25 protein-coding genes are annotated in these 22,356 nt (G+C 40.3%); 23 read left to right on the top strand and 2 right to left on the bottom strand.

Annotated features, from left to right (window positions below; genetic code table 11):
* Position 1 precedes the first annotated feature (1 nt).
* From hemW to recO, 18 genes are all read left to right on the top strand, one after another.
* Entirely contained in the window at positions 2–1,114 is a 1,113-nt protein-coding gene (hemW, locus tag IEU81_RS02665) for a radical SAM family heme chaperone HemW (protein ID WP_186090156.1), read from the top strand.
* Positions 1,115–1,207: 93 nt separating this feature from the next.
* Positions 1,208–2,176, top strand: coding sequence for a heat-inducible transcriptional repressor HrcA (gene hrcA / locus IEU81_RS02660; RefSeq protein WP_186090155.1), 969 nt, complete (start codon positions 1,208–1,210; stop codon positions 2,174–2,176).
* A gap of 3 nt (positions 2,177–2,179) precedes the next feature.
* Positions 2,180–2,776 carry a nucleotide exchange factor GrpE gene (grpE, locus tag IEU81_RS02655; RefSeq protein WP_186090153.1) on the top strand — a complete coding sequence of 199 codons (597 nt, stop codon included), beginning with the start codon at positions 2,180–2,182 and terminating at the stop codon, positions 2,774–2,776.
* 27 nt (positions 2,777–2,803) lie between these two features.
* Positions 2,804–4,645, top strand: a complete 1,842-nt coding sequence (gene dnaK / locus IEU81_RS02650; RefSeq protein WP_186090152.1) for a molecular chaperone DnaK — start codon at positions 2,804–2,806, stop codon at positions 4,643–4,645.
* 84 nt (positions 4,646–4,729) lie between these two features.
* Complete coding sequence (gene dnaJ / locus IEU81_RS02645; protein WP_092594475.1) at positions 4,730–5,848, top strand: molecular chaperone DnaJ; 1,119 nt, start codon at positions 4,730–4,732, stop codon at positions 5,846–5,848.
* 3 nt (positions 5,849–5,851) lie between these two features.
* Positions 5,852–6,787, top strand: a complete 936-nt coding sequence (gene prmA, locus IEU81_RS02640) for a 50S ribosomal protein L11 methyltransferase (protein WP_092594477.1) — start codon at positions 5,852–5,854, stop codon at positions 6,785–6,787.
* Positions 6,787–7,503, top strand: a complete 717-nt coding sequence (locus IEU81_RS02635; protein ID WP_186090150.1) for an RsmE family RNA methyltransferase — start codon at positions 6,787–6,789, stop codon at positions 7,501–7,503. Before prmA ends, IEU81_RS02635 begins: the two co-directional genes overlap by 1 nt.
* Positions 7,504–7,555: 52 nt before the next feature.
* Positions 7,556–8,221 carry a deoxyribose-phosphate aldolase gene (deoC, locus tag IEU81_RS02630; RefSeq protein ID WP_092594481.1) on the top strand — a complete coding sequence of 222 codons (666 nt, stop codon included), beginning with the start codon at positions 7,556–7,558 and terminating at the stop codon, positions 8,219–8,221.
* A gap of 103 nt (positions 8,222–8,324) precedes the next feature.
* Positions 8,325–8,501 (top strand): 30S ribosomal protein S21, encoded by a 177-nt coding sequence (gene rpsU, locus IEU81_RS02625; RefSeq protein ID WP_026858185.1) that lies wholly within the window; start codon positions 8,325–8,327, stop codon positions 8,499–8,501.
* Between the two features lie 142 nt (positions 8,502–8,643).
* On the top strand, positions 8,644–9,306 hold the full coding sequence (locus tag IEU81_RS02620) for an NfeD family protein (protein ID WP_231957147.1): 663 nt from the start codon (positions 8,644–8,646) through the stop codon (positions 9,304–9,306).
* An 18-nt stretch (positions 9,307–9,324) separates the two neighbouring features.
* Entirely contained in the window at positions 9,325–10,332 is a 1,008-nt protein-coding gene (gene floA, locus IEU81_RS02615) for a flotillin-like protein FloA (RefSeq protein ID WP_092594485.1), read from the top strand.
* A 13-nt stretch (positions 10,333–10,345) separates the two neighbouring features.
* Positions 10,346–11,041: a hypothetical protein gene (locus tag IEU81_RS02610; RefSeq protein WP_092594487.1), complete on the top strand. Its 696-nt coding sequence runs from the start codon at positions 10,346–10,348 to the stop codon at positions 11,039–11,041.
* Between the two features lie 160 nt (positions 11,042–11,201).
* Complete coding sequence (locus IEU81_RS02605; protein ID WP_092594489.1) at positions 11,202–12,155, top strand: PhoH family protein; 954 nt, start codon at positions 11,202–11,204, stop codon at positions 12,153–12,155.
* Complete coding sequence (gene ybeY / locus IEU81_RS02600; protein ID WP_092594491.1) at positions 12,152–12,613, top strand: rRNA maturation RNase YbeY; 462 nt, start codon at positions 12,152–12,154, stop codon at positions 12,611–12,613. The genes IEU81_RS02605 and ybeY overlap by 4 nt, the downstream gene beginning before the upstream one ends.
* Positions 12,609–12,950 (top strand): diacylglycerol kinase family protein, encoded by a 342-nt coding sequence (locus IEU81_RS02595; RefSeq protein ID WP_186090792.1) that lies wholly within the window; start codon positions 12,609–12,611, stop codon positions 12,948–12,950. Before ybeY ends, IEU81_RS02595 begins: the two co-directional genes overlap by 5 nt.
* A gap of 18 nt (positions 12,951–12,968) precedes the next feature.
* A complete protein-coding gene (gene cdd, locus IEU81_RS02590; protein WP_092594495.1) occupies positions 12,969–13,376 on the top strand; it encodes a cytidine deaminase in 408 nt (135 codons plus the stop codon).
* Positions 13,376–14,284, top strand: a complete 909-nt coding sequence (gene era, locus IEU81_RS02585) for a GTPase Era (RefSeq protein ID WP_092594497.1) — start codon at positions 13,376–13,378, stop codon at positions 14,282–14,284. Before cdd ends, era begins: the two co-directional genes overlap by 1 nt.
* Positions 14,285–14,298: 14 nt before the next feature.
* On the top strand, positions 14,299–15,045 hold the full coding sequence (recO, locus tag IEU81_RS02580; protein ID WP_186090147.1) for a DNA repair protein RecO: 747 nt from the start codon (positions 14,299–14,301) through the stop codon (positions 15,043–15,045).
* A gap of 108 nt (positions 15,046–15,153) precedes the next feature.
* On the opposite strand, the gene IEU81_RS02575 is transcribed toward recO, so the two are convergent.
* Together IEU81_RS02575 and IEU81_RS02570 are read right to left on the bottom strand one after the other, a co-directional pair.
* Positions 15,154–15,759 (bottom strand): SCO family protein, encoded by a 606-nt coding sequence (locus tag IEU81_RS02575; RefSeq protein WP_186090145.1) that lies wholly within the window; start codon positions 15,757–15,759, stop codon positions 15,154–15,156.
* 62 nt (positions 15,760–15,821) lie between these two features.
* Positions 15,822–17,198, bottom strand: a complete 1,377-nt coding sequence (locus IEU81_RS02570; protein ID WP_092594503.1) for a glycine--tRNA ligase — start codon at positions 17,196–17,198, stop codon at positions 15,822–15,824.
* 315 nt (positions 17,199–17,513) lie between these two features.
* Here IEU81_RS02570 and ccpN point away from each other — a divergent pair, with 315 nt between their 5' ends.
* From ccpN to IEU81_RS02545, 5 genes are all read left to right on the top strand, one after another.
* Positions 17,514–18,131, top strand: coding sequence for a transcriptional regulator CcpN (gene ccpN / locus IEU81_RS02565; protein WP_092594505.1), 618 nt, complete (start codon positions 17,514–17,516; stop codon positions 18,129–18,131).
* Positions 18,132–18,138: 7 nt separating this feature from the next.
* Positions 18,139–18,963, top strand: coding sequence for a pyruvate, water dikinase regulatory protein (locus IEU81_RS02560; protein ID WP_092594507.1), 825 nt, complete (start codon positions 18,139–18,141; stop codon positions 18,961–18,963).
* Between the two features lie 4 nt (positions 18,964–18,967).
* Positions 18,968–20,722, top strand: coding sequence for a DNA primase (gene dnaG, locus IEU81_RS02555; RefSeq protein WP_186090144.1), 1,755 nt, complete (start codon positions 18,968–18,970; stop codon positions 20,720–20,722).
* Between the two features lie 24 nt (positions 20,723–20,746).
* Complete coding sequence (gene rpoD, locus IEU81_RS02550; RefSeq protein WP_186090142.1) at positions 20,747–21,853, top strand: RNA polymerase sigma factor RpoD; 1,107 nt, start codon at positions 20,747–20,749, stop codon at positions 21,851–21,853.
* A 96-nt stretch (positions 21,854–21,949) separates the two neighbouring features.
* A complete protein-coding gene (locus IEU81_RS02545; RefSeq protein WP_186090140.1) occupies positions 21,950–22,330 on the top strand; it encodes a c-type cytochrome in 381 nt (126 codons plus the stop codon).
* Positions 22,331–22,356: the final 26 nt, after the last annotated feature.

Below are 22,356 nucleotides of genomic sequence, written 5' to 3'. Positions count from 1 at the left end.
AATGGATAGTATGTATGTCCATATCCCATTTTGCAACCGAATCTGCACTTATTGCGACTTCAATAAGGTTCTTATAAAAAATCAGCCTGTAGACGAGTATATCGACGCTCTTATTAAGGAACTGGGACAATATGACAAGCAGCATCTCAAAACTATTTATGTCGGCGGCGGTACGCCTACAGCGCTGACTGTCAGTCAGCTCGACCGCCTGCTCAAATTTATGACGGAACACTTTACCGTCACCGATGAATTTACTTTTGAAGCAAATCCCGATGAACTGACCACTGAGAAACTGGATGTGCTGAATCATTACGGTGTGAACCGGGTCAGTCTCGGTGTGCAGACTTTTAATAACGACTTATTGAAAGTGCTCGGCCGGACGCATAATTTTGATGATATTTTTAAGAGTGTTAATCACTTGGAAAAAATAGGACTGACTAATTACTCTCTAGATCTGATGTACAATCTGCCTGGTGAGACGTTCGATGATATCGATATGAGTTTAAAATACGTGAAGGAACTGCAGCCGAAACATATTTCGTGGTACTCACTAATCATTGAACCGCATACAGTCTTTTATAACAAAATCAGGCAGGGAACAATGAGTATTGCGGGCAGTTTAGAAGAAGGCGAAAAATACGATAAAGTTATTGCTGGGCTCGATGCACTGGGTTATCCTCAATACGAAATTTCTAATTTTGCTAAAAGTGAATATGAATCGATGCATAATAAAACATACTGGCTGAACGAACCGTATATCGGTGCAGGTGCGGGGAGCCACGGCTATACAGGCAGTGCGAGATATTACAATATTAAACCGGTGACGCATTATATTAATAATATGAATGAACAGGGCTCTGTAGTGAAAGAGCAGTTAGAGCTGACTAAAAATGATCAGTATGAAGAAGAGATGTTTTTAGGTCTTCGTTTAAATAAAGGGGTCAGCGAAGTCCGTTTTAATGAAAAATACGGCTTGCCTGTCGATGCAGTATACGGTGATGTCCTTAAAAAGCTTACCGAGAAAAATCTGCTTAAAAGAAAGGCGGGACATATATATTTAACTGAGGCGGGACGCATGATTGGCAATGATGTTTTCATGGAATTTCTGCTCTAGTAAATTAATACGGGTTAATTGTTGACATTCTTTGACCTATTTGATAAATTGTAATTAGCACTTAAGAGAGAAGAGTGCTAACGAGGTGATTCTTTGCTAACAGAAAGGCAGGAAACCATTCTTACATTTATCGTAGATGATTTCTTAAATGTAATGACACCCATAAGTTCCAAATATTTATTAGACAAATATAATTTCGATGTATCGAGTGCGACGATCAGAAACGATATGGCTGAACTCGAAAATGCGGGCTATTTAATTAAAACGCACACGTCATCCGGACGTGTGCCGTCAAGAAAAGCTCTAAAATTTTACATCGAAGAACTTAAACTTAAAATTGAACAGTCACCGTCTAAATCTCTAGAGCTGACTTCAAAGGCAGGCAGCATTGAAAATTTAGCAGATGAACTGGCGCTGGCTATCAGCGACCGGACGAAGTACTTGGCCCAAGTATCGCTGAAGGCCTCTAATGAGACCGTTAAAGGTCTGTACATCACGCCTTTAACCGATACTGCCAGTATTGCGATTATCGTCTTAAACAGCGGGTCCATCAGGCAAATGCCTGTTAAAACTGACCGCAATGTTACGATAGATGATTTTCAAAAGCTGAGTACAATTTTTAATGAACTGCTGTTCGACAAAAATCTCGGAGACACGCTGGTAATTTTAAAAAATAATCCCTATGTGCCTCCGGAAATCAGACCGCTGTACAATCAAGTGACTGCACAAATTACAGCAGCCGCCGATACAGAAAACCGGACGATGGGTCATGCAGGATTTAATTATTTACTGCAGGACATGAGAAACGAAGTTGAGACGCTTGAACATTTATACGGTGATATCGAATCCGAAGCGCTGTACAATTCAGTTGAACAATTTACATCAAACGATGTCAGCATCTACTTCGGTGATGAGCTGGATGAAAGTTATAAATCACTTTCAGTCATTACAACGAATTTCGACCACGCTGGACTGAGTGGTAATTTAATTATTGTTGGACCTGAATTAATGGGTTATAAACACGTTATTAAATTGCTTCACTCATTTAAAAAAGGAGTGTAGGTATTGACTAACGAAGAAGAAAAAGAAAAAGTTGACCAGGCTGCAGAAAATGCAGCTGCTGAAAAAGAAAGGGAAGAAACATCTAATACTGCTGAAACTATAGAGCAGGAAGAAGATGTTTTATATGATTCAGAAACACCTGAACCTTCACCGGAAGAAGAAATCAGTGCATTAAAAGAACAAGTTGAACAAAGCGAGAACAAGTACTTAAAACTCTATGCTGAGTTTGAGAACTTTAAGCGCCGCAACCGTCAGGAAGCCGAACTGAACAATAAGTACAAGGATCAAAAATTTGCCGAAGACTTATTGCCGGTTTTGGATAACCTGCAGCGCGCACTCGCTATCGAAGGCTCTGATGAAAGCTTTGTATCCTTGCATAAGGGTGTTGAAATGGTGCACAACAACTTAGTTGAAACACTTGAAAAACATGACATTAAAGCAATCGATGCGCTGAATCAGCCGTTTGACCCTAACTTCCATCAGGCAGTGATGACAGAAGCGTCAGACGAAAAGAGCGATATCGTGATTGAAGAATTCCAAAAAGGTTATATATTAAAAGACCGGGTCATCAGACCTTCTATGGTCAAAGTAAGCGAATAATATTAATTTAAATGGAGGAATATATAAATGAGTAAAGTAATCGGTATAGACTTAGGAACAACAAACTCAGTAGTATCAATTTTAGAAGGCGGAGAACCAAAAGTAATTCAAAATGCTGAAGGTAACCGTACAACACCTTCTGTCGTATCATTTAAAAATGGAGAACGCCAAGTTGGTGAAGTAGCTAAACGTCAAGCTATCACTAACCCTAACACGATTATGTCAGTAAAAAGACATATGGGTACAGAACATGTTGAAAAAGTAGAAGATAAAGAATATACACCTCAGGAAATTTCAGCAATGATCTTACAAAACTTAAAAGAAACAGCTGAAAACTACCTGGGCGAAAAAGTAACAAGAGCTGTCGTTACAGTTCCGGCTTACTTTAATGACTCTGAACGTCAGGCAACTAAAGATGCTGGACGCATTGCAGGTCTTGAAGTAGAACGTATCATTAACGAACCGACTGCAGCAGCGCTTGCTTACGGTTTAGACAAACAGGAACAAGAAGAAAACATCCTTGTATTCGACCTTGGCGGCGGTACGTTTGACGTATCTATTCTAGAACTGGGTGACGGCGTATTTGACGTGCTGGCAACAGCAGGGGATAACCGTCTCGGCGGTGACGACTTCGATGACTTAGTTATCGACTTCCTGGTAGACACATTTAAACAAGAACAAGGCATCGACTTATCTAAAGATAAAATGGCAATGCAGCGTTTGAAAGATGCAGCTGAAAAAGCTAAAAAAGATTTATCAGGTGTGTCTTCAACACAAATTTCACTACCATTTATTTCTGCAGGTGAAGCAGGTCCATTACACTTAGAAACAACACTGACTCGTGCTAAATTCGAAGAATTAACTCATAAATTAGTCGAAAGAACTATGGGACCTGTACGTCAGGCGATTAAAGATGCCGGCGTCAGCAAATCAGATATAAATGAAATTATTTTAGTCGGCGGTTCTACTCGTATTCCTGCAGTACAGGAAGCAATTACTAAAGAACTTGGTAAAGAACCTAACCGCAGCGTTAACCCTGATGAAGTTGTCGCTATGGGTGCAGCAGTACAGGGCGGTGTCTTAACTGGTGATGTACAAGATGTTGTACTTCTCGACGTTACGCCATTATCACTGGGTATTGAAACAATGGGGAATGTATCAACAGTTCTTATTGAAAGAAACACGACAATCCCTACGAGCAAATCACAAGTATTCTCTACAGCGGCGGATAACCAGCCTGCAGTAGACATTCACGTCGTTCAAGGTGAAAGACCGATGGCGAGCGATAACAAAACTCTCGGCCGTTTCCAGTTAACTGATCTTCCGCCGGCACCTAAAGGTGTACCTCAAATCGAAGTGACATTCGATATCGATAAAAACGGTATTGTTAATGTTACTGCGACAGATAAAGGGACAGGCAAAGAACAAAAAATCACTATTGAATCAAGCTCTAACTTAACTGACGAAGATATCGACAGAATGATTAAAGAAGCTGAAGAAAATGCTGATGCAGATAAAGAAAGAAAAGAAGAAGCTGAACTGAGAAACGAAGCAGACCAGTTGATATTCTCTGCAGACAAAGCTGTTGAAGACCTTGGCGACAAAGTTGAAGACAGTGAAAAAGAGCAAATTGATACAGCTAAAACTGAACTTAAAACAGCACTTGAAGGCAGCGACTTAGACGCAATTAAAGAGAAAAAAGAAGCGCTTGAAACAGCTGTTCAAGGTGTAACAACTAAACTTTACGAACAAATGGCACAAGAGCAGCAGGCAGCTGAAGGAGATGCAGGAGCATCTGAAGAGAAAGCAGATGACGATGTAATCGATGCTGATTATAAAGAAGTAGACGACGACGAAAATAAAAAATAAAATCTTCAACACTTAAGTCAAAGCCAAACGCATTGGCTTTGACTTTTTTAAATGGTATTATATTGACTGTTGGAGGGGAAAATTGTGGCTAAAAGAGACTTTTATGAAATATTAGGTTTAGATAAAAATGCAACGCAAGATGAAATTAAAAAGGCATACCGTAAATTATCAAAGAAATATCACCCGGATATGAAAGAAGGATCCGACGAAAAATTTAAAGAAGTTGCAGAAGCGTATGAAGTTCTGTCAGATGAGAATAAACGGGCACAATACGACCGTTTTGGTCATGAAGGTATGAATTCTCAAGGATTTGGCGGCGGCGGCTTCTCAGGAGGCGGCGGTTTCGGCGGCTTTGAAGATATATTCAGTTCCTTCTTTGGCGGCGGTGGACGCAGAGATCCAAATGCACCTCAAAAAGGTGACGATTTGCAGTACACGATGACCATCACTTTTGAAGAAGCAGTATTCGGTGCGACTAAAACTGTAACGATTAAAAAAGATGTCACATGTGATGTCTGTGATGGTGACGGGACAAAACCGGGCACATCTAAATCTACATGTAAAACATGTTCAGGTTCCGGTAATGTTGCTGTCGAACAAAATACACCGTTTGGACGTGTTCAAACTCAGCGTACTTGCCCAACTTGTGCGGGTACTGGTCAGGAAATTGAACATCCTTGTGATAACTGTAACGGACACGGCACAGTATCTAAAAACGTAGACATTGAAGTTAAAGTCCCTGAAGGTATCGATAACGGCCAGCAAATTCGTTTATCAGGTGAAGGTGAACCTGGTATAAACGGCGGTCCTCAAGGTGATTTGTATATTGTATTTAGAGTCAAACAGGACAAGCAATTTACACGTGACGGAGACGACATTCACTATGAACTTAAAATTTCATTTGCCCAGGCAGCGCTCGGCGATGAATTAAAAGTGCCGACAATTAATTCTTCAGTTATGCTGACGATTCCTGCAGGGACTCAGTCAGGCAGACGTTTCAGACTGAAAGAAAAAGGTGTTAAAAACGTTCAGGGCTTCGGCTACGGTGATCAGTATGTAACTGTAACGGTTGTTACGCCGACGCGATTATCAGAACAGGAAAGAGAAATCTTTAAAAATCTTGCAGACGTTAACGGTGAAACAATAACCGAACAGCAGGAAAATATTTTCGATAAAACAAAACGATTCTTCAAAGGTGAGTAAACTATGAAATGGCATGAAGTCAGTATCAGTACTAAAGAAGAGAACGAAGAACAACTGTCGATATTTTTAAATACAATTTCAAAAGGTGTTTCTGTCGAACATTCCGTTGATATTTTAAAGTCAAAAATAGATAATTTTGACGATAAGTTCAGACTGGATCCGACAGACTATCCTGAAAGTGATATTAGGATTCTCGTTTATTTCGATGAAACGCAGAATATAGACTCTAAATTGAATGATATAAAACAGTTTGTTAAAGAGACGCCTTTAAAAAGTAAAGACAATATTGAAATCAGTGCAAAACTGATTGATGAAGTGGACTGGGAAAATGAATGGAAGAAATACTTTCATAATTTTAAAGTCGGAAAAAACTTTTTCATCGTTCCTTCCTGGGAGTATGATGATGCTGATATAGCCGATAGTGATAAAGTGATTAAAATTGACCCGGGTATGGCATTCGGCACGGGGGATCATGCAACGACGAGCCTCTGTTTGACTCTGCTTGAAGATGTTATTAAAGCTGACGATAAGGTCATCGATGTCGGCACGGGTTCAGGTATTTTATCAATCGGTGCATATCTGCTTGGTGCACGTTCAATTAAAGCAACAGATATTGATGAGCTGTCGCTGCAGGTCTCTAAAGAAAACTTTGTTTTAAACGGCTGTGACGATGAAATTTCAGTCATGCCTGCTGATCTGCTTAAAGATGAAACTGAACATTATGACGTAATTGTCGCTAATATTCTCGCACATATCATCGATGATATGATCGACGATGCATACGAATTATTAAACGAGAATGGCCGGTTTATCGCTTCAGGTATAATCGTTGAAAAGCAGGATGAAATTACTGCACATATGAAAGAATGCGGATTTGCTATTAAAGAAGTGCTTGAAGAAGACGGCTGGGTTGCGATCTTAGCTGAGAAGGTGTCGTAATGCAGCGTTATTTTATCGATCAGACAGTTGAAGTCCATGAGACTTACACTATGGATACAGAACATATTCACCATATTAAAAATGTCATGCGTGCACGTGTTGATGATCTTTTTACAGTGGTCGACAATAAGGGTATTGCATATATCGTTCAATTAACTGATGCTGAAAATATTACTTTTAAAGTAATGGAAGCGATCGGTGATGAAGTTGAGCTTCCTGTTGATATTACTCTATTTTCACCGCTCTTAAAGGGTGAAAAAATGGATGTTGTCGTCCAGAAGTCTACAGAGCTGGGTGTCTCAGATTTTGTATTATACAAGGCTGACCGCAGTGTTGTTAAATTGAACAGCAAAAAAGAAGAGAACAGGCAAAAAAGGTATGAAAAAATAGCTACAGAAGCTGCTGAACAAAGCAGGCGGACAAAAGTGCCGTCATTAACATTTTCCGGCACTTTAAAATCGATAGACTTCAGCAGTTTTGATTTGGTTTTGTTTGCTAACGAGGATGAAAACCTCAGCGGACGCTCTATTAAAAATGTCCTCAACGATTTTAACGGCATTTCTATCGCAGTTATTTTCGGACCCGAGGGCGGATTTTCTAAAAATGAAGCTGACTTATTTAAAGCGTATGACAATGTTGCACTCGGCAGAAGGATACTAAGAGCCGAGACCGCACCGCTCTATGCGCTTTCTGTAATTGGCAGTTTCTATGAATAACAGTTTTATGCTATCATAAGCTTGAATATAATTAATTGGGAGTGTCTGTAAAATGAACGTAGCAAAATATATTGACCATACTTTATTAAAACCTGAAGCCACTGAACAGGACATTTCAGTACTGTGCCAGGAAGCCGATGAACATGGTTTCTTCAGTGTCTGCATCCAGCCTTCATGGGTGAAAACTGCAGCAGAAAATTTAAAAGACAGCGAAGTTAAAGTATGTACTGTCATCGGTTTTCCTCACGGAGCGACGACTTCAGAAGTTAAAGCTTTCGAAACGAAAGATGCAATTTCAAATGGTGCGGATGAAGTTGATATGGTGATTAATATCGGCCAGCTTAAAGCAGGTAATCTGGATTATGTTAAAGAAGACATTGAAAGTGTCGTAAAAGCGGCAAACAAAGAAGCACTGGTTAAAGTCATTATTGAGTCATCACTGTTAACCGAAGACGAAATTGTAACTGTATCTAAAATCTGCAAAGAAGCAGGCGCTGATTTCGTTAAAACATCGACTGGATTTAACGGTCCGGGTGCTTCAGTTGAAGCTGTGACTTTAATGCGTTTGACTGTCGGAGAAGACATGGGTGTTAAAGCGAGCGGCGGTGTTCGTTCGGCTGAAGATGCTGATAAAATGATTGAAGTCGGTGCGACTCGTATCGGTGCATCAAGCGGTATCGCTATTGTTAAAGGTGCAGTTTCTGACAGCGATTACTAAATTTAAAGTTGACTGAAAGTACGGTCATATATTATAATAATTTAGTACATAGTATAGTACTATGTGAATTAGCCTTTTGCATTATCGGAGGGAGGGAAAACAAATGTCAAAAACAGTTGTTAAGCAAAACGAACCAATTGAAGATGCTCTGCGTCGTTTCAAACGTACAGTTTCTAAAAACGGTACGATCCAAGAAGCACGTAAAAGAGAGTTTTACGAAAAACCAAGCGTAAAACGCAAGAAGAAATCTGAAGCTGCGCGCAAGCGTAAATTCAAGTAATATCACTCTTCCCTCTGATAGGTGATATATATAAACAGCGTACATAATTGTACGCTGTTTTTTTGCGTCTGCATTTCTCATTTGAGTGCAGTTAATGTATAATCGGAATCAGGAGGGATGTACATGGGGGGTACTTATTTATATGATGAATGATATTCTCAATATTTATATAGATCTTGTAACTTCACCCGTTGTTGCATTTCTATTATTATCAATCTTCTTTCTGGGCATAGTCTATCAGCTCTTCTCTGAGAAGATAAATATTATTGGCGTTTTGAGTATTCTGTCGATATTTATTTTCTTCTCGGGTCACCTTTTTACTAGCAGCGCCAGTGTGTTGACGCTGATACTGATTTTACTGAGCGGTTTTCTTATTTTAATAGAGTTTTTTGTAATTGGAATGGTGCTTGGTTTTATCGGTGTACTTTTATTTGGTGCCAGTATACTGACCGTCAGCGGGAATGTATTCTTGTACAGTATTTTCTTAGCCGTAATTTTTATTATGGTGATTATAGAGTGGGTGATATTTGTGAAACATAAGAAGCGTAAAATTCCATTTCTGAACCGTCTGATTTTAAATGATGCAACGGATAAGGAATCGGGGTATACATCTTTCGATGACCGCTCGTATTTAGTCGGTGAAATCGCAGTGACGCATACGGTTCTGAGACCATCAGGGACTATTCGTCTCGGAGATGAACGTATCGATGCGGTTGCAGAAGGCTCGTATATTCCCAGCGATGTTAAAGTTAAAATTATTTTCGTCGAAGGGACGAGAGTTGTAGTCAGACCAGTTGAAGATTAAAAACAAGGAGAGTGGAGAATGAATTTAGCATTTATTACAGGCGGTGCACTCGTCACATTACTTATTTTTGTAGTAATCATTATAGCGATTGCATTTATACTGTCATTTGTTCCAATCGGTTTATGGATTTCTGCAGTTGCAGCAGGTGTGAAAGTAGGTATTTTCACATTAGTAGGTATGCGTCTAAGACGTGTTAAACCTAAACGCGTCATCGATCCGATGATTAAAGCGCATAAGGCGGGTATTAAGCTGACTACAAACCAGCTTGAATCTCACTTCTTAGCTGGAGGTAACGTCGACCGCGTTGTCGATGCTTTAATCGCAGCCCAGCGCGCAGATATCAGCTTAACATTTGAACGTTGTGCAGCCATCGACTTAGCAGGGCGTGACGTACTGGAAGCAGTACAGATGAGTGTTAACCCTAAAGTTATTGAAACACCGTTTATCGCAGGTGTTGCAGTGGATGGTATCGAAGTTAAAGCGAAAGCAAGAATTACAGTGAGAGCAAATATTGAACGACTCGTTGGTGGTGCGGGTGAAGAAACAATCATCGCACGTGTAGGTGAAGGGGTAATTTCAACAATCGGTTCATCTACCAAACACGCTGAAGTACTTGAGAATCCTGAACGTATTTCTCAAACTGTATTAGCTAAAGGTCTCGATGCAGGGACAGCATTTGAAATTCTGTCAATTGATATTGCGGATGTAGATATCGGTAAAAACATCGGTGCGGATCTGCAAACTGAACAAGCTGTTGCAGATAAAAATATTGCACAGGCTAAAGCAGAAGAACGCCGTGCAATGGCCGTAGCACAAGAGCAGGAAATGAAAGCGCGCGTACAGGAAATGAGAGCGAAAGTAGTAGAAGCAGAATCCAGAGTACCTCTTGCATTTGCTAAAGCATTAGAAGACGGTAATATATCAGCAACTGATTATTATGATCTTAAAAATGTAGAAGCAGATACCAGCATGAGAGATTCAATCAATAAAATGACAAACCCTACACAATTTAACGAAGAAGAATAGGGTGTGATATAGTATGGAGTTTATTCCAGTACTAATTGTCATCCTCGGTATTATCTCTTCAATCGTCGGCAGTAAAAACAACAAAGAAAAAGAAGGCGGGCGCAATATCGATACGTCTAAGCTGGACAGACAGCAAAAGACAGCACCCCGTAAAAGACAGCCTGATACCGGGACGGCAAAAAAAGAAGAAAAAGGATTCTTCCAGACGCTGCAAGAGGCATTTGATGAGGAGTTCAACAAAACTGAATCTGCCGGACATACACAAACTGATCAAAAGAAAAGTGAACAGCAGAGTCATAGACAGAGAGATAGAGAACAAAGCAGACGTCCTGAACGGGAAACAATTCAAAAATCCCGCAGCAGAGCGAACAGTTCTAAAAATTTATCAGATTTTGAAAAAAAGGTTACCGACCGGTCTGAACATGCTAAACGCGCACTAGATGCTAAAGAAAGTGTATATACTGAAGGCTATAATAAACGCGCTGAAAAAGTGAGAGGACTCGGTAAAGATGTCGCTGAAGAGGTAAGGTATTCACTTGGTGAAGACAGCAGTAAAATGCAGCAGCGAAATAACAGCCAAGGCAATGGTAAAAACATTACTTCTGATGATTTAACATTTGATTCAAAATCATTTGTAAACGGTATAATTATGTCAGAGATACTCAGCAAACCAAAATCAAAACAGAATAAAGAGAAAAAGCTCGGCTGATATTAAGCTGCAGCATCAACCGGATGGGGATAGCCCGTCCGGTTTTTTCTTTAGTAAAATAAATGGTGGAGTTATAACTTATACTGTTCTGAAATAATTGCAGTCAGCATATGATAGTGGTAAATTTAAATAGACAAGACTATTATAAAGGGGTTTGTAAATGCCTAATATTATTAATATAGACAGCCTTGACGAAGCTCAGGCTTTAATAGGTGCCAATGACGCACACATCACATATCTTGAAGACGAATTCGGCGTTAAGATTCACACGCTCGGCAATGAAATTACAGTCAGCGGAGAGAATGAAGAAAATGTCGAATTGGTTGAGGATGTGCTGCTTCACTTATTAAAAATAATCCAGCGCGGAATGTCGATCTCATTAAGAGATGTTCAGTCGGCTGGAATGATGGCGAAAAATGATACCATCGAATATTTACAAGATCTTTATAACGAGGAAATTGCTAAAGATGTAAAAGGCAAGAGTATTAAAGCAAAAACAACCGGTCAGAGACAGTATGTCGATAATATCCGTAAACATGATTTAACATTCGGTATCGGACCCGCAGGAACAGGTAAAACATTCCTAGCTGTGGTTATTGCCTGTCAAATGCTGAGAGAAAACCAGGTTAAACGAATTGTGCTGACTCGTCCTGCAGTTGAAGCTGGAGAAAATCTCGGTTTCCTTCCCGGTGATTTAAAAGAAAAGGTCGATCCATACTTGCGTCCGCTGTACGACGGCCTGCATGCTGTACTCGGTGTTGAAACGACCGACCGCCTGATTGAACGCGGCGTTATAGAAGTAGCACCGCTTGCATACATGCGCGGTCGAACTTTAAATGAAGCATTCGTTATTTTAGATGAGGCTCAGAATACTACTGAAATGCAGATGAAGATGTTTTTAACACGTCTCGGCTTCGGCTCGAAAATGATTGTGACCGGAGACGAAACGCAAATTGACTTGCCAGGCGCTACGAAAAGCGGACTGGTAGAGTCGGTCAAACGTCTTGAAAATATTAAAGGCATTGCCATTAAACGCATGGATGAAACAGATGTCGTCAGACATCCGCTTGTTTCTAAAATAATTCTTGCGTATGAAAAGGATGCACACTTATGATCAATATAGACTTTATAAACGAGGATAATTATGCAGCAGAGTCAGAAATGAAAGATATTTCAGAACTGTTATCATTTGCCTATGATTATTTAAAAGAAGCGGGAGATGCAGAAGTATCAGTATCATTCGTTTCTAATGAGGAAATTAAAAATATTAATAGAGATTATCGGGATAAAGACAGTGTCACAGATGTGATTTCTTTTGCACTTGAAGAAGACGAAGTAAATATTATTCCCGATGATGCACCGAGAACTTTAGGTGATATTGTGATCAGCAGTGACCGTGCCAAAGAGCAGGCCGCTGATTACGGGCACAGCTACCGCCGTGAATTGTTATTTCTAAGCCTGCACGGCTTTTTACATCTGCTGGGCTACGATCATATGGAGAGCGATGAGGAAGCGGTTATGAATGGTAAGCAGGAAGAAATACTCAATGCTTACGGTGTGACCAGAGATTAATTTTAATCGGTTTAAACATCCTCTCCAGGGAATTGTACAGCTGTTTAAGAAAGACAGAAAATTTTTACTGCATATAATCATTGCAATGGCAGTTATATTTATTTGTTTTGCTGTAAATATTACCGCTGTTGAGTGGCTGTTTATAATAACAGCAATATTTTTAGTTTTAATTACAGAGATATTAAATAGTGCAATAGAATATACGGTGGATTTAGTTACCGATGATTACCATATACTTGCCCGCTATGCGAAGGATATCGCAGCTGCGGCAGTGATTTTTTCAAGTTTATATGCTGTAATTGCCGGTATGATTATCCTCTTGCCGTATTTTGTTTAAATATTAGGAGGACTAAGTATGAACGACGGAATTTTTAAAGAAGAATGGCTGACAGAAGTTCAAAATGCACAGAAACGTGCCTACACACCGTACTCAAATTTTAATGTAGGTGCCCTGCTAATTACAGAAGATGATGAATATATATACGGGGCAAACATAGAGAACGCTGCCCATCCAGCTGCTATTTGTGCGGAACGTACAGCGCTGGTCAGTGCCTATGCTAATAATAAACGAAAATTTAAAGCGATTGTCGTTATAACGGATTCGCCTGAACCTGCCAGCCCATGCGGTGTCTGCAGACAAGTAATGAAAGAGTTATGCCACGATGATATGCCAGTTTATTTAACAAGTAAATCAGGCGAAGTAATAAAACGTACGGTAGACGATCTGTTGCCGCTCGGTTTTAGCGGGAAGGATATGGAATAATGGATTTCGATGGTTTTAAATCAGGTTTTGTCAGCATAATTGGACGACCGAATGTTGGTAAATCAACATTTATGAATAAAGTACTCGGACAAAAAGTGGCAATTATGTCTGACAAACCCCAAACGACAAGAAATAAAATTCAAGGGGTATATACTAAAGACAAGGCTCAGATGATTTTTATCGATACACCGGGTATACACAAACCGAAACACCAGCTCGGCGAGCATATGATGAAAGTTGCCCGCAATACTTTACGGGAAACTGAAGTGATTCTGTTCATCATTAACGCGGCTGAAGAAATTGGCCGCGGTGACGAATTTATAATTGATATGCTTAAAAATACGAAAACACCGATTATATTAGTGTTAAATAAAATTGATTTAATCCATCCGGATGAATTGATTAAACAAATAGAAGTGTACAAAGACAAACTTGAATTCAGTGATGTTGTACCGATCTCTGCGCTGCAGGGCAATAATATTGATCGTCTTTTATCTGTGATTGAATCCCATCTTCCAGAAGGTCCGATGTATTACCCTGAAGACCGTATTACCGATCACCCGGAGCACTTCATCGTGAGTGAACTGATTCGTGAAAAAGCGCTGCATAAGTTGAGCCAGGAGCTGCCTCATGCCATTGGAGTCGAAGTGCTTAAAATGAAAGGTGATGACGAGGGCGGAAAAGTTAAAGTTGAAGCCCTGATATACGTCGAACGGGAATCTCAAAAGGGCATGGTTATCGGCAAGGGCGGTAAAATGCTTAAAGAAATCGGCCGTGAAGCCCGTAAGGATATAGAAAATTTACTCGGCAGCAAAGTGTATTTAGAACTGTGGGTAAAAGTACAGAAAGACTGGCGCAATAAGCCGACATTCATCAGATCGCTTGGATATAAAGACGAAGAATACTAAAACTGGGTGAGAGAATGATCTATCAGCAAACCGGTATGATGATCCGGCAGACGAGCTACAGCGAGTCGAGCCGGATTATTACTGTATTAACAGAAAATGGGGAACAGGTGCCTCTAATGGTCCGCGGATTTAATAAACCGAGAAATCAATTTATTACACTCCGCCAGGGCTACCTCGAAGCTTTGTTTACCTATAACAGATTTAAAGGCATGGGGACGCTGAATGACGTCGATGTCACTGAGCGTTATAAAAATATCAATGAAAACTTTGACGTGTACACGCACGCCAGCTATGTCCTCGAAGTGGTGACAAGAGCCTTAGAGGATGACAGGCCGGAACCTGCATTTTACCGGCTGTTGAAAAAAGGTTTTAAGCTGCTCGATGAAGGCAATGAAAATTATGCAGTCACATCACTGGTTCTGATTAAGATGCTGCCGGCATACGGCGGTGAGCTTAACCTTGTTACTTGTGCAGTATGCGGCAAGCCAAATTATAAAAAGTACAGCCACTATTCGTTTAAATATCACAATGTCATCTGTACGGACTGTCTGTCAGAAGAAACGATGGAACGGGCAATCGCCGTCAGCAACAGAGTACTGTATTTCGCACTCTATTTAAAACAGGTTAAACTGGATGACATTAACAGTATAAAAATATCTGAAGCACTTGCAAGACAGCTGCTTAAATTTATCGAAGTTCTTTACGATGAATACAGCGGAGTCTATTTCAGAAGCAGAAAGTTAATCGAACCGCTTAAATAAAAAAAACCGTACGGCAGTTAATCATGGTGATCTGCCGTACGGTTTTTTTAGCTTGTTTAGAATGCATTACATTCGATCATCCTCTGTTTCAGGACTCAAGTTTGACTGCTAATTCAAATTAGCAGTCATTGATTTAACATCTTCTACAATTTCTTCTGTCTCAAATGTGTTATCTCCGGCATCGACACCAGTGTAATCCTTAATAAGCGTACCGTTTTCATCGATTAAGTATATGCCTGTACCGTGCATGACTTGATTTGAACCGTCCTGCGGCGCTTTAACTACTGTTTTAAAGTTATTAAGAGCGTAGTCACGAATATATTCAAAATCGTAACCGGTCATCATTTGCCATTCTATATTTTCTGATGGGCTATACCAGCTCATATATTCACTGAGCACTTCCGGGCTATCCGTTTCGGGATCGACTGAAAAGCTGATAATACCAATATCTTCAAGGCCCTGACTGTCCAGTTCCTGTGTCAGCTCGGTCATATTTTGTGTCATCGGCGGGCAGACAGTTACACATTCTGTAAATATCATATTCGCCAGCCAGACTTTTCCTTCCATATCATCAGAAGAAAACGTCTCATTGTGCTGATTTATTGCTTCAAATTCTTCCATCGTATTGCCGTAGTAAGACATCGTTTCTACTTCGTCTGTACCGCATGCGCTGAGTATGAGGAGCAGTGCAATAAGCAGCGTGCCTCTTTTCATATGCATCCTCCATTAATAAAAATATGTATAAAAGGCACCCCCGGTAAGGGGCACCTCAGCTTTTAAAACTTAATTCTTGATGACAGGAAATCGTGAAGTTCGTCAATTGCTATACGTGTTTGTTCCATTGTATCACGGTCTCTTACAGTGACTTTTTTATCTTCAAGAGAATCGAAGTCAAAAGTAATACAGTAAGGTGTACCGATTTCATCCTGACGGCGGTAACGTTTACCGATTGATTGTGACTCATCGAATTCAACGTTAAAGTCACCCGCAATAGTACTGTATACTTCCATAGCATCTTCGCTCAGTTTTTTCGATAAAGGCAGCACTGCTGCTTTATACGGTGCCAGAGCCGGGTGCAGACGAAGCACTGTGCGTGATTCTCCTGACTCGAGTGCTTCCTCTTCATAAGCATCCGTTAAGAATGCAAGTGTCATACGGTCAAGACCGAGTGACGGTTCGATGCAGTATGGAATATATTTCTCATTTGTTTCAGGATCGTGATATCTGAAATCTTCATTTGAATGTTCCATGTGCTGACGTAGATCATAGTCTGTACGGCTGGCAACACCCCAGAGCTCGCCCCAGCCAAACGGGAATTTGTACTCAATATCTGTCGTTGCATTAGAGTAGTGAGAGAGTTCATCTTCGTCATGCTCGCGCAGGCGGGTATTTTCTTCTTTTAAGTTTAAATCTTTCAGCCATTTAACTGCAAATTCTTTCCAGTAAGTTTGCCATTCCATTTCAGTACCCGGTTTACAGAAGAATTCGAGTTCCATCTGATCAAATTCACGGGTTCTGAAAGTAAAGTTACCCGGTGTAATTTCGTTACGGAATGATTTACCGACTTGTCCGATACCAAATGGCAGTTTTTTACGCATTGTACGCTGAACATTTTTGTAGTTTACAAAAATACCTTGTGCTGTTTCGGGACGCAGGAATAATTCGTTTGTAGAACCTTCAGTAACACCCTGGAATGTTTTAAACATTAAGTTGAACTGGCGGATATCAGTGTAATCGTGAGCACCGCAAGTCGGGCAGTCGATATTTTTATCGTCGATAAGTTCTTTCATTGTTTCAAATGACAAGCCGTCCGCAACGAAAGTATCATCTTCTTTCTGCATAACATCTTCAATCAGTTTGTCAGCGCGGTGACGTGATTTACATTGTTTACAGTCGATCATCGGGTCATTAAAGTTGTTCAGGTGACCGGATGCTTCCCAAGTTTTAGGATTCATCAGAATCGCAGCGTCGAGACCGACATTGTATGGAGATTCCTGAATGAATTTTTTCCACCATGCAGCTTTTACGTTATTTTTAAGTTCGATGCCGAGTGGGCCGTAATCCCAAGTGTTTGCAAGGCCGCCGTAAATTTCACTTCCTGGAAAAACAAATCCTCTTGTTTTTGACAAGTTTACAATTGTGTCCATATTCATTGTTAATGCAGCTCCTTTTTATTATTAACTTATATAAAAAGCAGGGATGGTACGAAAAAATCCCCGGACAGCATAAAAATGCTATCCAGGGACGAGCAATGCCCGCGGTTCCACCCATTTTAGTATAAAACTCGCTTTTATATATAAGATTAATTAAATAGTGATTTTAAATTATATGCCATTTTCTCTGTTAAGCTCACACCGTCCTTAACTCGCTTAAGCTCATTATATAATTACCTTCTGACGAATGCAAGTGCGAGGATATTTCTTTATGCCGGTAAATATTATATAATATATTATGTTGGGAGTGAGTACGTGGAACTGAACGAACGTCAAGAAAAAATATTAAGCATAGTAAAACAGCATGGACCGATTACAGGCAGCAAGATTGCCGCGCAGCTGTCATTGACCCGTGCCACTTTAAGGCCGGATTTAGCAATACTGACTATGTCAGGTTTTTTAGATGCGAGGCCGCGTGTCGGGTATTTCTATACGGGCAAGGAGACCAATGATGTGATTGCACTTAAAGTCAATAACATACTGGTGAGAGATGTCCAAAGTCTGCCGATCTTAATTACAACAACAACGAGTATATACGATGCAATCGTGAAGATGTTCCTTGAAGATGTCGGGACTCTTTATGTGATTGACAGTGAACAGTCTTTGGAAGGTGTCGTCTCAAGAAAAGATTTGCTGAAGGGCACGATGAGCTTTGATGATATAGAAAATACACCAGTCAGTGCAGTGATGACTCAAAAACCGGGTATAACTATGTGTTATCCGGATGATTTGCTTTTATATGTTGCCAAACAGATTATCGACAGGCAGATTGATTCATTGCCGGTTGTTAAAGAAACAAACGGTAAAATTGAAGTGATAGGCAGAATTACTAAAACCAATATTACAAAAGTATTTGTAAACTTAATGGAGTGAATAAATAATGTCGACTTTTAAAATCATCGTAGCATCAGATTCAGTAGGAGAAACAGGTGAACTTGTTACCAAGGCATGTCTGTCACAATTTAAAATCGATGCACCGGATAATGTCATCGATCGCTATCCTTATGTAAACAATACAGAAGATGTAGATGATGTGATTGATTTAGCCAAAAGTAAAAATGCAATTGTCGTATATACTTTAATTACTCCAACCCTTAGAAAATATATGGCTGAAGAACTGAATAATGAAGAGATTGCTTATATAGATGTAATGGGTCCGCTGATGGATCAGATTGCCAAGGCGACTGGACTTGAACCTTATAATGAACCGGGCAGGGTGCACCGGCTTGATGAAGATTACTTCAAGAAAATTGAAGCGATCGAATTTGCCGTCAAATACGACGACGGCAAGGATACGAGCGGTCTGGAAAAAGCGGATATCGTACTCCTCGGCGTATCAAGAACGTCAAAAACACCGCTGTCACAGTTTTTAGCACTAAAAAAATACAAGGTAATGAACGTTCCGCTTGTACCGGAAGTTAAACCGCCGTCTGAACTGTTCGACGTCAATCCGGATAAGTGTGTTGCGCTCAGAATTAATCCGGATACGCTGTACAAAATACGTAAAGAACGCTTAAGCCAGCTCGGCTTAAAAGATACGGCTATGTATGCCAACAGCCGCCGTATAGAAGAAGAACTTGTATATTTCGATGAAATTATAGGGAAAATCGGCTGCCCCGTTATCGATGTCTCGGATAAGGCAATCGAAGAAACGGCAAATGCAATTATGAAGTATGTAGATAGTGAGAGTAATATTAGAGGGTGATAGTGTGAGAATACCCGAGGAAACTATAGCAAAAATAAAAGACGAGACCGACATTACCGAGTTAGTCGCAAGTTACATTAAACTTGAACGGCGAGGCAGAAACTATGTTGGTCTCTGTCCGTTTCACGATGAAAAGACACCGTCCTTTTCCGTCAGTCCGGATAAACAGATTGCGCACTGTTTCGGCTGTAAAAAAGGCGGTAATGTCTTTCAGTTCTTAATGGAAATAGAGAATGTTTCATTTGCTGAAGCGGCCCAGAAACTCGGAGAACCGCTGAATATAAAAATAGATACACAAACGAATGATGTTGCAGAAAGCGATATGACGCTGATTCGCATGCACGATTATATGACGGATTTATATCATCATCTTTTGATGAATACTAACGAAGGTGAAAAACCGCTGCAGTATATGCTTGACCGCGGATTCAGTCCAGAACTGATCCGCAGTGAGAAAATAGGGTTTGCACCGAATATGTCGTATTTTGCTAAAAATGCATTACTCGAACAAGGCTACAATGAAGAGACTGCATACCAGGCGGGTCTGTTATCGAGAAATGAAGAGAACTTTTCATATTACGACCGTTTTGTCGGGCGTATCATGATTCCGATTAAAAATCATCAGGGCCACCATGTCGGTTTTACTGCAAGAAGTGTTGACGGCAGTGAACCAAAGTATTTAAATACGCCTGAGACAGAAATCTTTAAAAAGCGCGAATTATTTTTTAACCTACATGACGCTAGAAAATACGTGAGAAAACTCGATAATATTATTTTAATGGAAGGGCATCTCGATGTTCTGAAAGTTAAAATGACAAAAGTGAAACATATCGTCGCAACTATGGGGACGGAACTCAGCCAGGAGAACTTAAATCTGCTTGAACGGCTGGCATCGAACGTCACGATAATGTTTGACGGTGACAGTGCCGGGCGCAATGCAACGCTGAAAGTAGGGGATATACTTCTGCAGCGGGGCATGAATGTCTACGTGCAGAAGATCCCTGACAAAATGGATCCGGATGAGTATATTGAAACATATGGCGATAAGCAATTCGAGCAGTTTATCGATGAGCGCCAGCAGCACTATCTGCACTTTAAAGCAGAGATGCTCCGGCATGATGCCAAAGAGAACGATATGAAGTTTTCTAAGAACTTAAATATTATTGCCGGCGATTTGAAGTATGTTAAAGACAGAATTGCAGCAGAGCGCCTGGTCACTTCCATCAGTTCTATTTTCGGTGTCGATAAAAATGTGTTGTCTAAAAAAATACCTGAACCTGTTCAACAGACACAAGATTATTATCCAATAGACGAACCGGTTCATGCCCAGTTGTCTTTGAGACAGAAAAAAGAACGATATGTAACAAGAATAATGATGACCAATCCTTCTTACCTTATGGAATATAAAGATAATCTGGATGAGTATGTCTTAACGTACAAGCCATATTATGATATAGTTAGAGGACTTTGTGTTTATTTTGAAACACATGACGTTTTCGACCTTTCTCTTGCCCTTAATTATCTTGATCCCGCACTGACGGACACACTGATTGAACTGGACGGCATGTCGATTCATGAAGATGTCTCACATAGTGAAATAAATGATTATCTGGAAGATTTAAGTGGTATAAGAAATAGTGAAAACGAAAAACAGGAATTAAACCGCAAACTTGAAATTGCGGAACAGGAAAATGATATAGAACTGCAGATTAAGCTGACACAGGAACTGATTGAGCTTAATCGGATTTACAAAATGTAGTTTTTGATAATTAGGAGGCACAGTATGGCGAAGAAAAAAGCAATTACACCTGACACGAAGGAAATTGAATTCACATCTGTTGAGCAGGCTAAAGCATTCCTGCTGGAAAAAGGTAAAAAAGACGGCCAGCTGTCACACGAGGAAGTTGCTGATAAGTTAGCAAATTTCGAATTAGATTCAGATGCAATGGACGAGTTTTTCGATGAATTAAATGATAATGAAATTCAGATGATTAACGAAAAAGACTCGTCTGATACGAATGATAAACTCGATCTCAACGATATGAGTGCACCGCCGGGCGTTAAAATTAATGACCCAGTACGCATGTATTTAAAAGAAATCGGACGTGTTGATTTACTCACAGCAGCAGAAGAAGTTGAACTTGCGAAACGTATTGAACAGGGTGATGACATTGCCAGAAGCCGTTTGGCTGAAGCGAACCTTCGTCTTGTTGTCAGTATTGCTAAGCGCTACGTCGGGCGCGGTATGCTCTTTCTCGATTTAATCCAGGAAGGTAATATGGGCTTAATTAAAGCAGTTGAAAAATTCGACTTTACAAAAGGGTTTAAATTCTCAACTTATGCCACTTGGTGGATCCGCCAGGCCATCACGCGCGCGATTGCTGACCAGGCAAGAACAATTCGTATACCGGTTCACATGGTGGAAACTATTAATAAACTGATTCGTATCCAGCGTCAGCTGCTGCAGGATTTAGGCCGTGAGCCGACTCCGGAGGAAATCGGGGAAGAAATGGATCTGCCAGCAGAAAAAGTACGTGAAATTCTTAAGATTGCTCAGGAACCTGTCTCACTTGAAACGCCGATCGGTGAAGAAGACGACAGTCATCTGGGAGATTTTATAGAAGATCAGGAAGCTCAAAGTCCTTCTGATCATGCAGCTTATGAATTGCTGAAAGAACAGCTTGAAGATGTCTTAGATACACTGACTGATCGTGAAGAAAATGTACTTAGACTCCGTTTTGGACTCGATGACGGCCGAACACGCACGCTTGAAGAAGTCGGCAAAGTTTTCGGTGTGACCCGCGAACGCATCAGACAAATCGAAGCGAAAGCGCTCCGTAAGCTGAGACATCCGTCAAGAAGTAAGAAATTAAAGGATTTTATGGATTAACAGTGTAATTTTTTCACAAAATTGTTTTGACTTTGACACAAATTGATATACAATTATATATGAGATAACATGAATAACAGATGAGGGGGTAACATGATGAATAAAAATCCTATAATTCCATTCTTATTGATTATTTTCTTAGGAATCGGACTTGTGTTCTTACTTTCTGGTGTAGGCGCAACTGACGATGGTGAAGAAGATGTAGCAACAGAAGAAGGTTCTGAGGAATCAGGCGGTGGAGACGAAGCTTCAAGCGGCGACGTTGATGCAGAAGGTATCGCTCGTGATAACTGTGCTTCATGTCACGGTCAAGACTTCAGCGGCGCAATGGGTCCTGCATTAGCTGGAACTAGTCTTGCTGAAGAAGACTTCACTACAACAGTACGTGACGGCAAAGGTTCAATGCCGGCATTCTCTGCAGATCAGATTGCAGACGAAGAACTTACAGCTTTATACCAGTTCTTTTCTGAACAGTAATTACTTATAAAAAAGACTCTCAATAG

The sequence above is a fragment of the Jeotgalicoccus aerolatus genome (assembly GCF_014635205.1).
GTDB classification, from domain to species: domain Bacteria; phylum Bacillota; class Bacilli; order Staphylococcales; family Salinicoccaceae; genus Jeotgalicoccus; species Jeotgalicoccus aerolatus.
The sequence above is the reverse complement of the archived record's forward strand: the minus strand, read 5'-3'. Positions and strand labels throughout refer to the sequence as shown.

What these genes read in the sequence shown, in the direction of transcription:
- hemW (WP_186090156.1), top strand. Translation starts at nt 2, where the DNA reads ATGGATAGTATGTATGTCCATATCCCATTTTGCAACCGAATCTGCACT.
- dnaK (WP_186090152.1), top strand. Translation starts at nt 2,804, where the DNA reads ATGAGTAAAGTAATCGGTATAGACTTAGGAACAACAAACTCAGTAGTA.
- prmA (WP_092594477.1), top strand. Translation starts at nt 5,852, where the DNA reads ATGAAATGGCATGAAGTCAGTATCAGTACTAAAGAAGAGAACGAAGAA.
- IEU81_RS02635 (WP_186090150.1), top strand. Translation starts at nt 6,787, where the DNA reads ATGCAGCGTTATTTTATCGATCAGACAGTTGAAGTCCATGAGACTTAC.
- deoC (WP_092594481.1), top strand. Translation starts at nt 7,556, where the DNA reads ATGAACGTAGCAAAATATATTGACCATACTTTATTAAAACCTGAAGCC.
- rpsU (WP_026858185.1), top strand. Translation starts at nt 8,325, where the DNA reads ATGTCAAAAACAGTTGTTAAGCAAAACGAACCAATTGAAGATGCTCTG.
- IEU81_RS02620 (WP_231957147.1), top strand. Translation starts at nt 8,644, where the DNA reads ATGATGAATGATATTCTCAATATTTATATAGATCTTGTAACTTCACCC.
- floA (WP_092594485.1), top strand. Translation starts at nt 9,325, where the DNA reads ATGAATTTAGCATTTATTACAGGCGGTGCACTCGTCACATTACTTATT.
- IEU81_RS02610 (WP_092594487.1), top strand. Translation starts at nt 10,346, where the DNA reads ATGGAGTTTATTCCAGTACTAATTGTCATCCTCGGTATTATCTCTTCA.
- IEU81_RS02605 (WP_092594489.1), top strand. Translation starts at nt 11,202, where the DNA reads ATGCCTAATATTATTAATATAGACAGCCTTGACGAAGCTCAGGCTTTA.
- ybeY (WP_092594491.1), top strand. Translation starts at nt 12,152, where the DNA reads ATGATCAATATAGACTTTATAAACGAGGATAATTATGCAGCAGAGTCA.
- cdd (WP_092594495.1), top strand. Translation starts at nt 12,969, where the DNA reads ATGAACGACGGAATTTTTAAAGAAGAATGGCTGACAGAAGTTCAAAAT.
- era (WP_092594497.1), top strand. Translation starts at nt 13,376, where the DNA reads ATGGATTTCGATGGTTTTAAATCAGGTTTTGTCAGCATAATTGGACGA.
- recO (WP_186090147.1), top strand. Translation starts at nt 14,299, where the DNA reads ATGATCTATCAGCAAACCGGTATGATGATCCGGCAGACGAGCTACAGC.
- IEU81_RS02575 (WP_186090145.1), bottom strand. Translation starts at nt 15,759, where the DNA reads ATGAAAAGAGGCACGCTGCTTATTGCACTGCTCCTCATACTCAGCGCA.
- IEU81_RS02570 (WP_092594503.1), bottom strand. Translation starts at nt 17,198, where the DNA reads ATGAATATGGACACAATTGTAAACTTGTCAAAAACAAGAGGATTTGTT.
- IEU81_RS02560 (WP_092594507.1), top strand. Translation starts at nt 18,139, where the DNA reads ATGTCGACTTTTAAAATCATCGTAGCATCAGATTCAGTAGGAGAAACA.
- rpoD (WP_186090142.1), top strand. Translation starts at nt 20,747, where the DNA reads ATGGCGAAGAAAAAAGCAATTACACCTGACACGAAGGAAATTGAATTC.
- IEU81_RS02545 (WP_186090140.1), top strand. Translation starts at nt 21,950, where the DNA reads ATGAATAAAAATCCTATAATTCCATTCTTATTGATTATTTTCTTAGGA.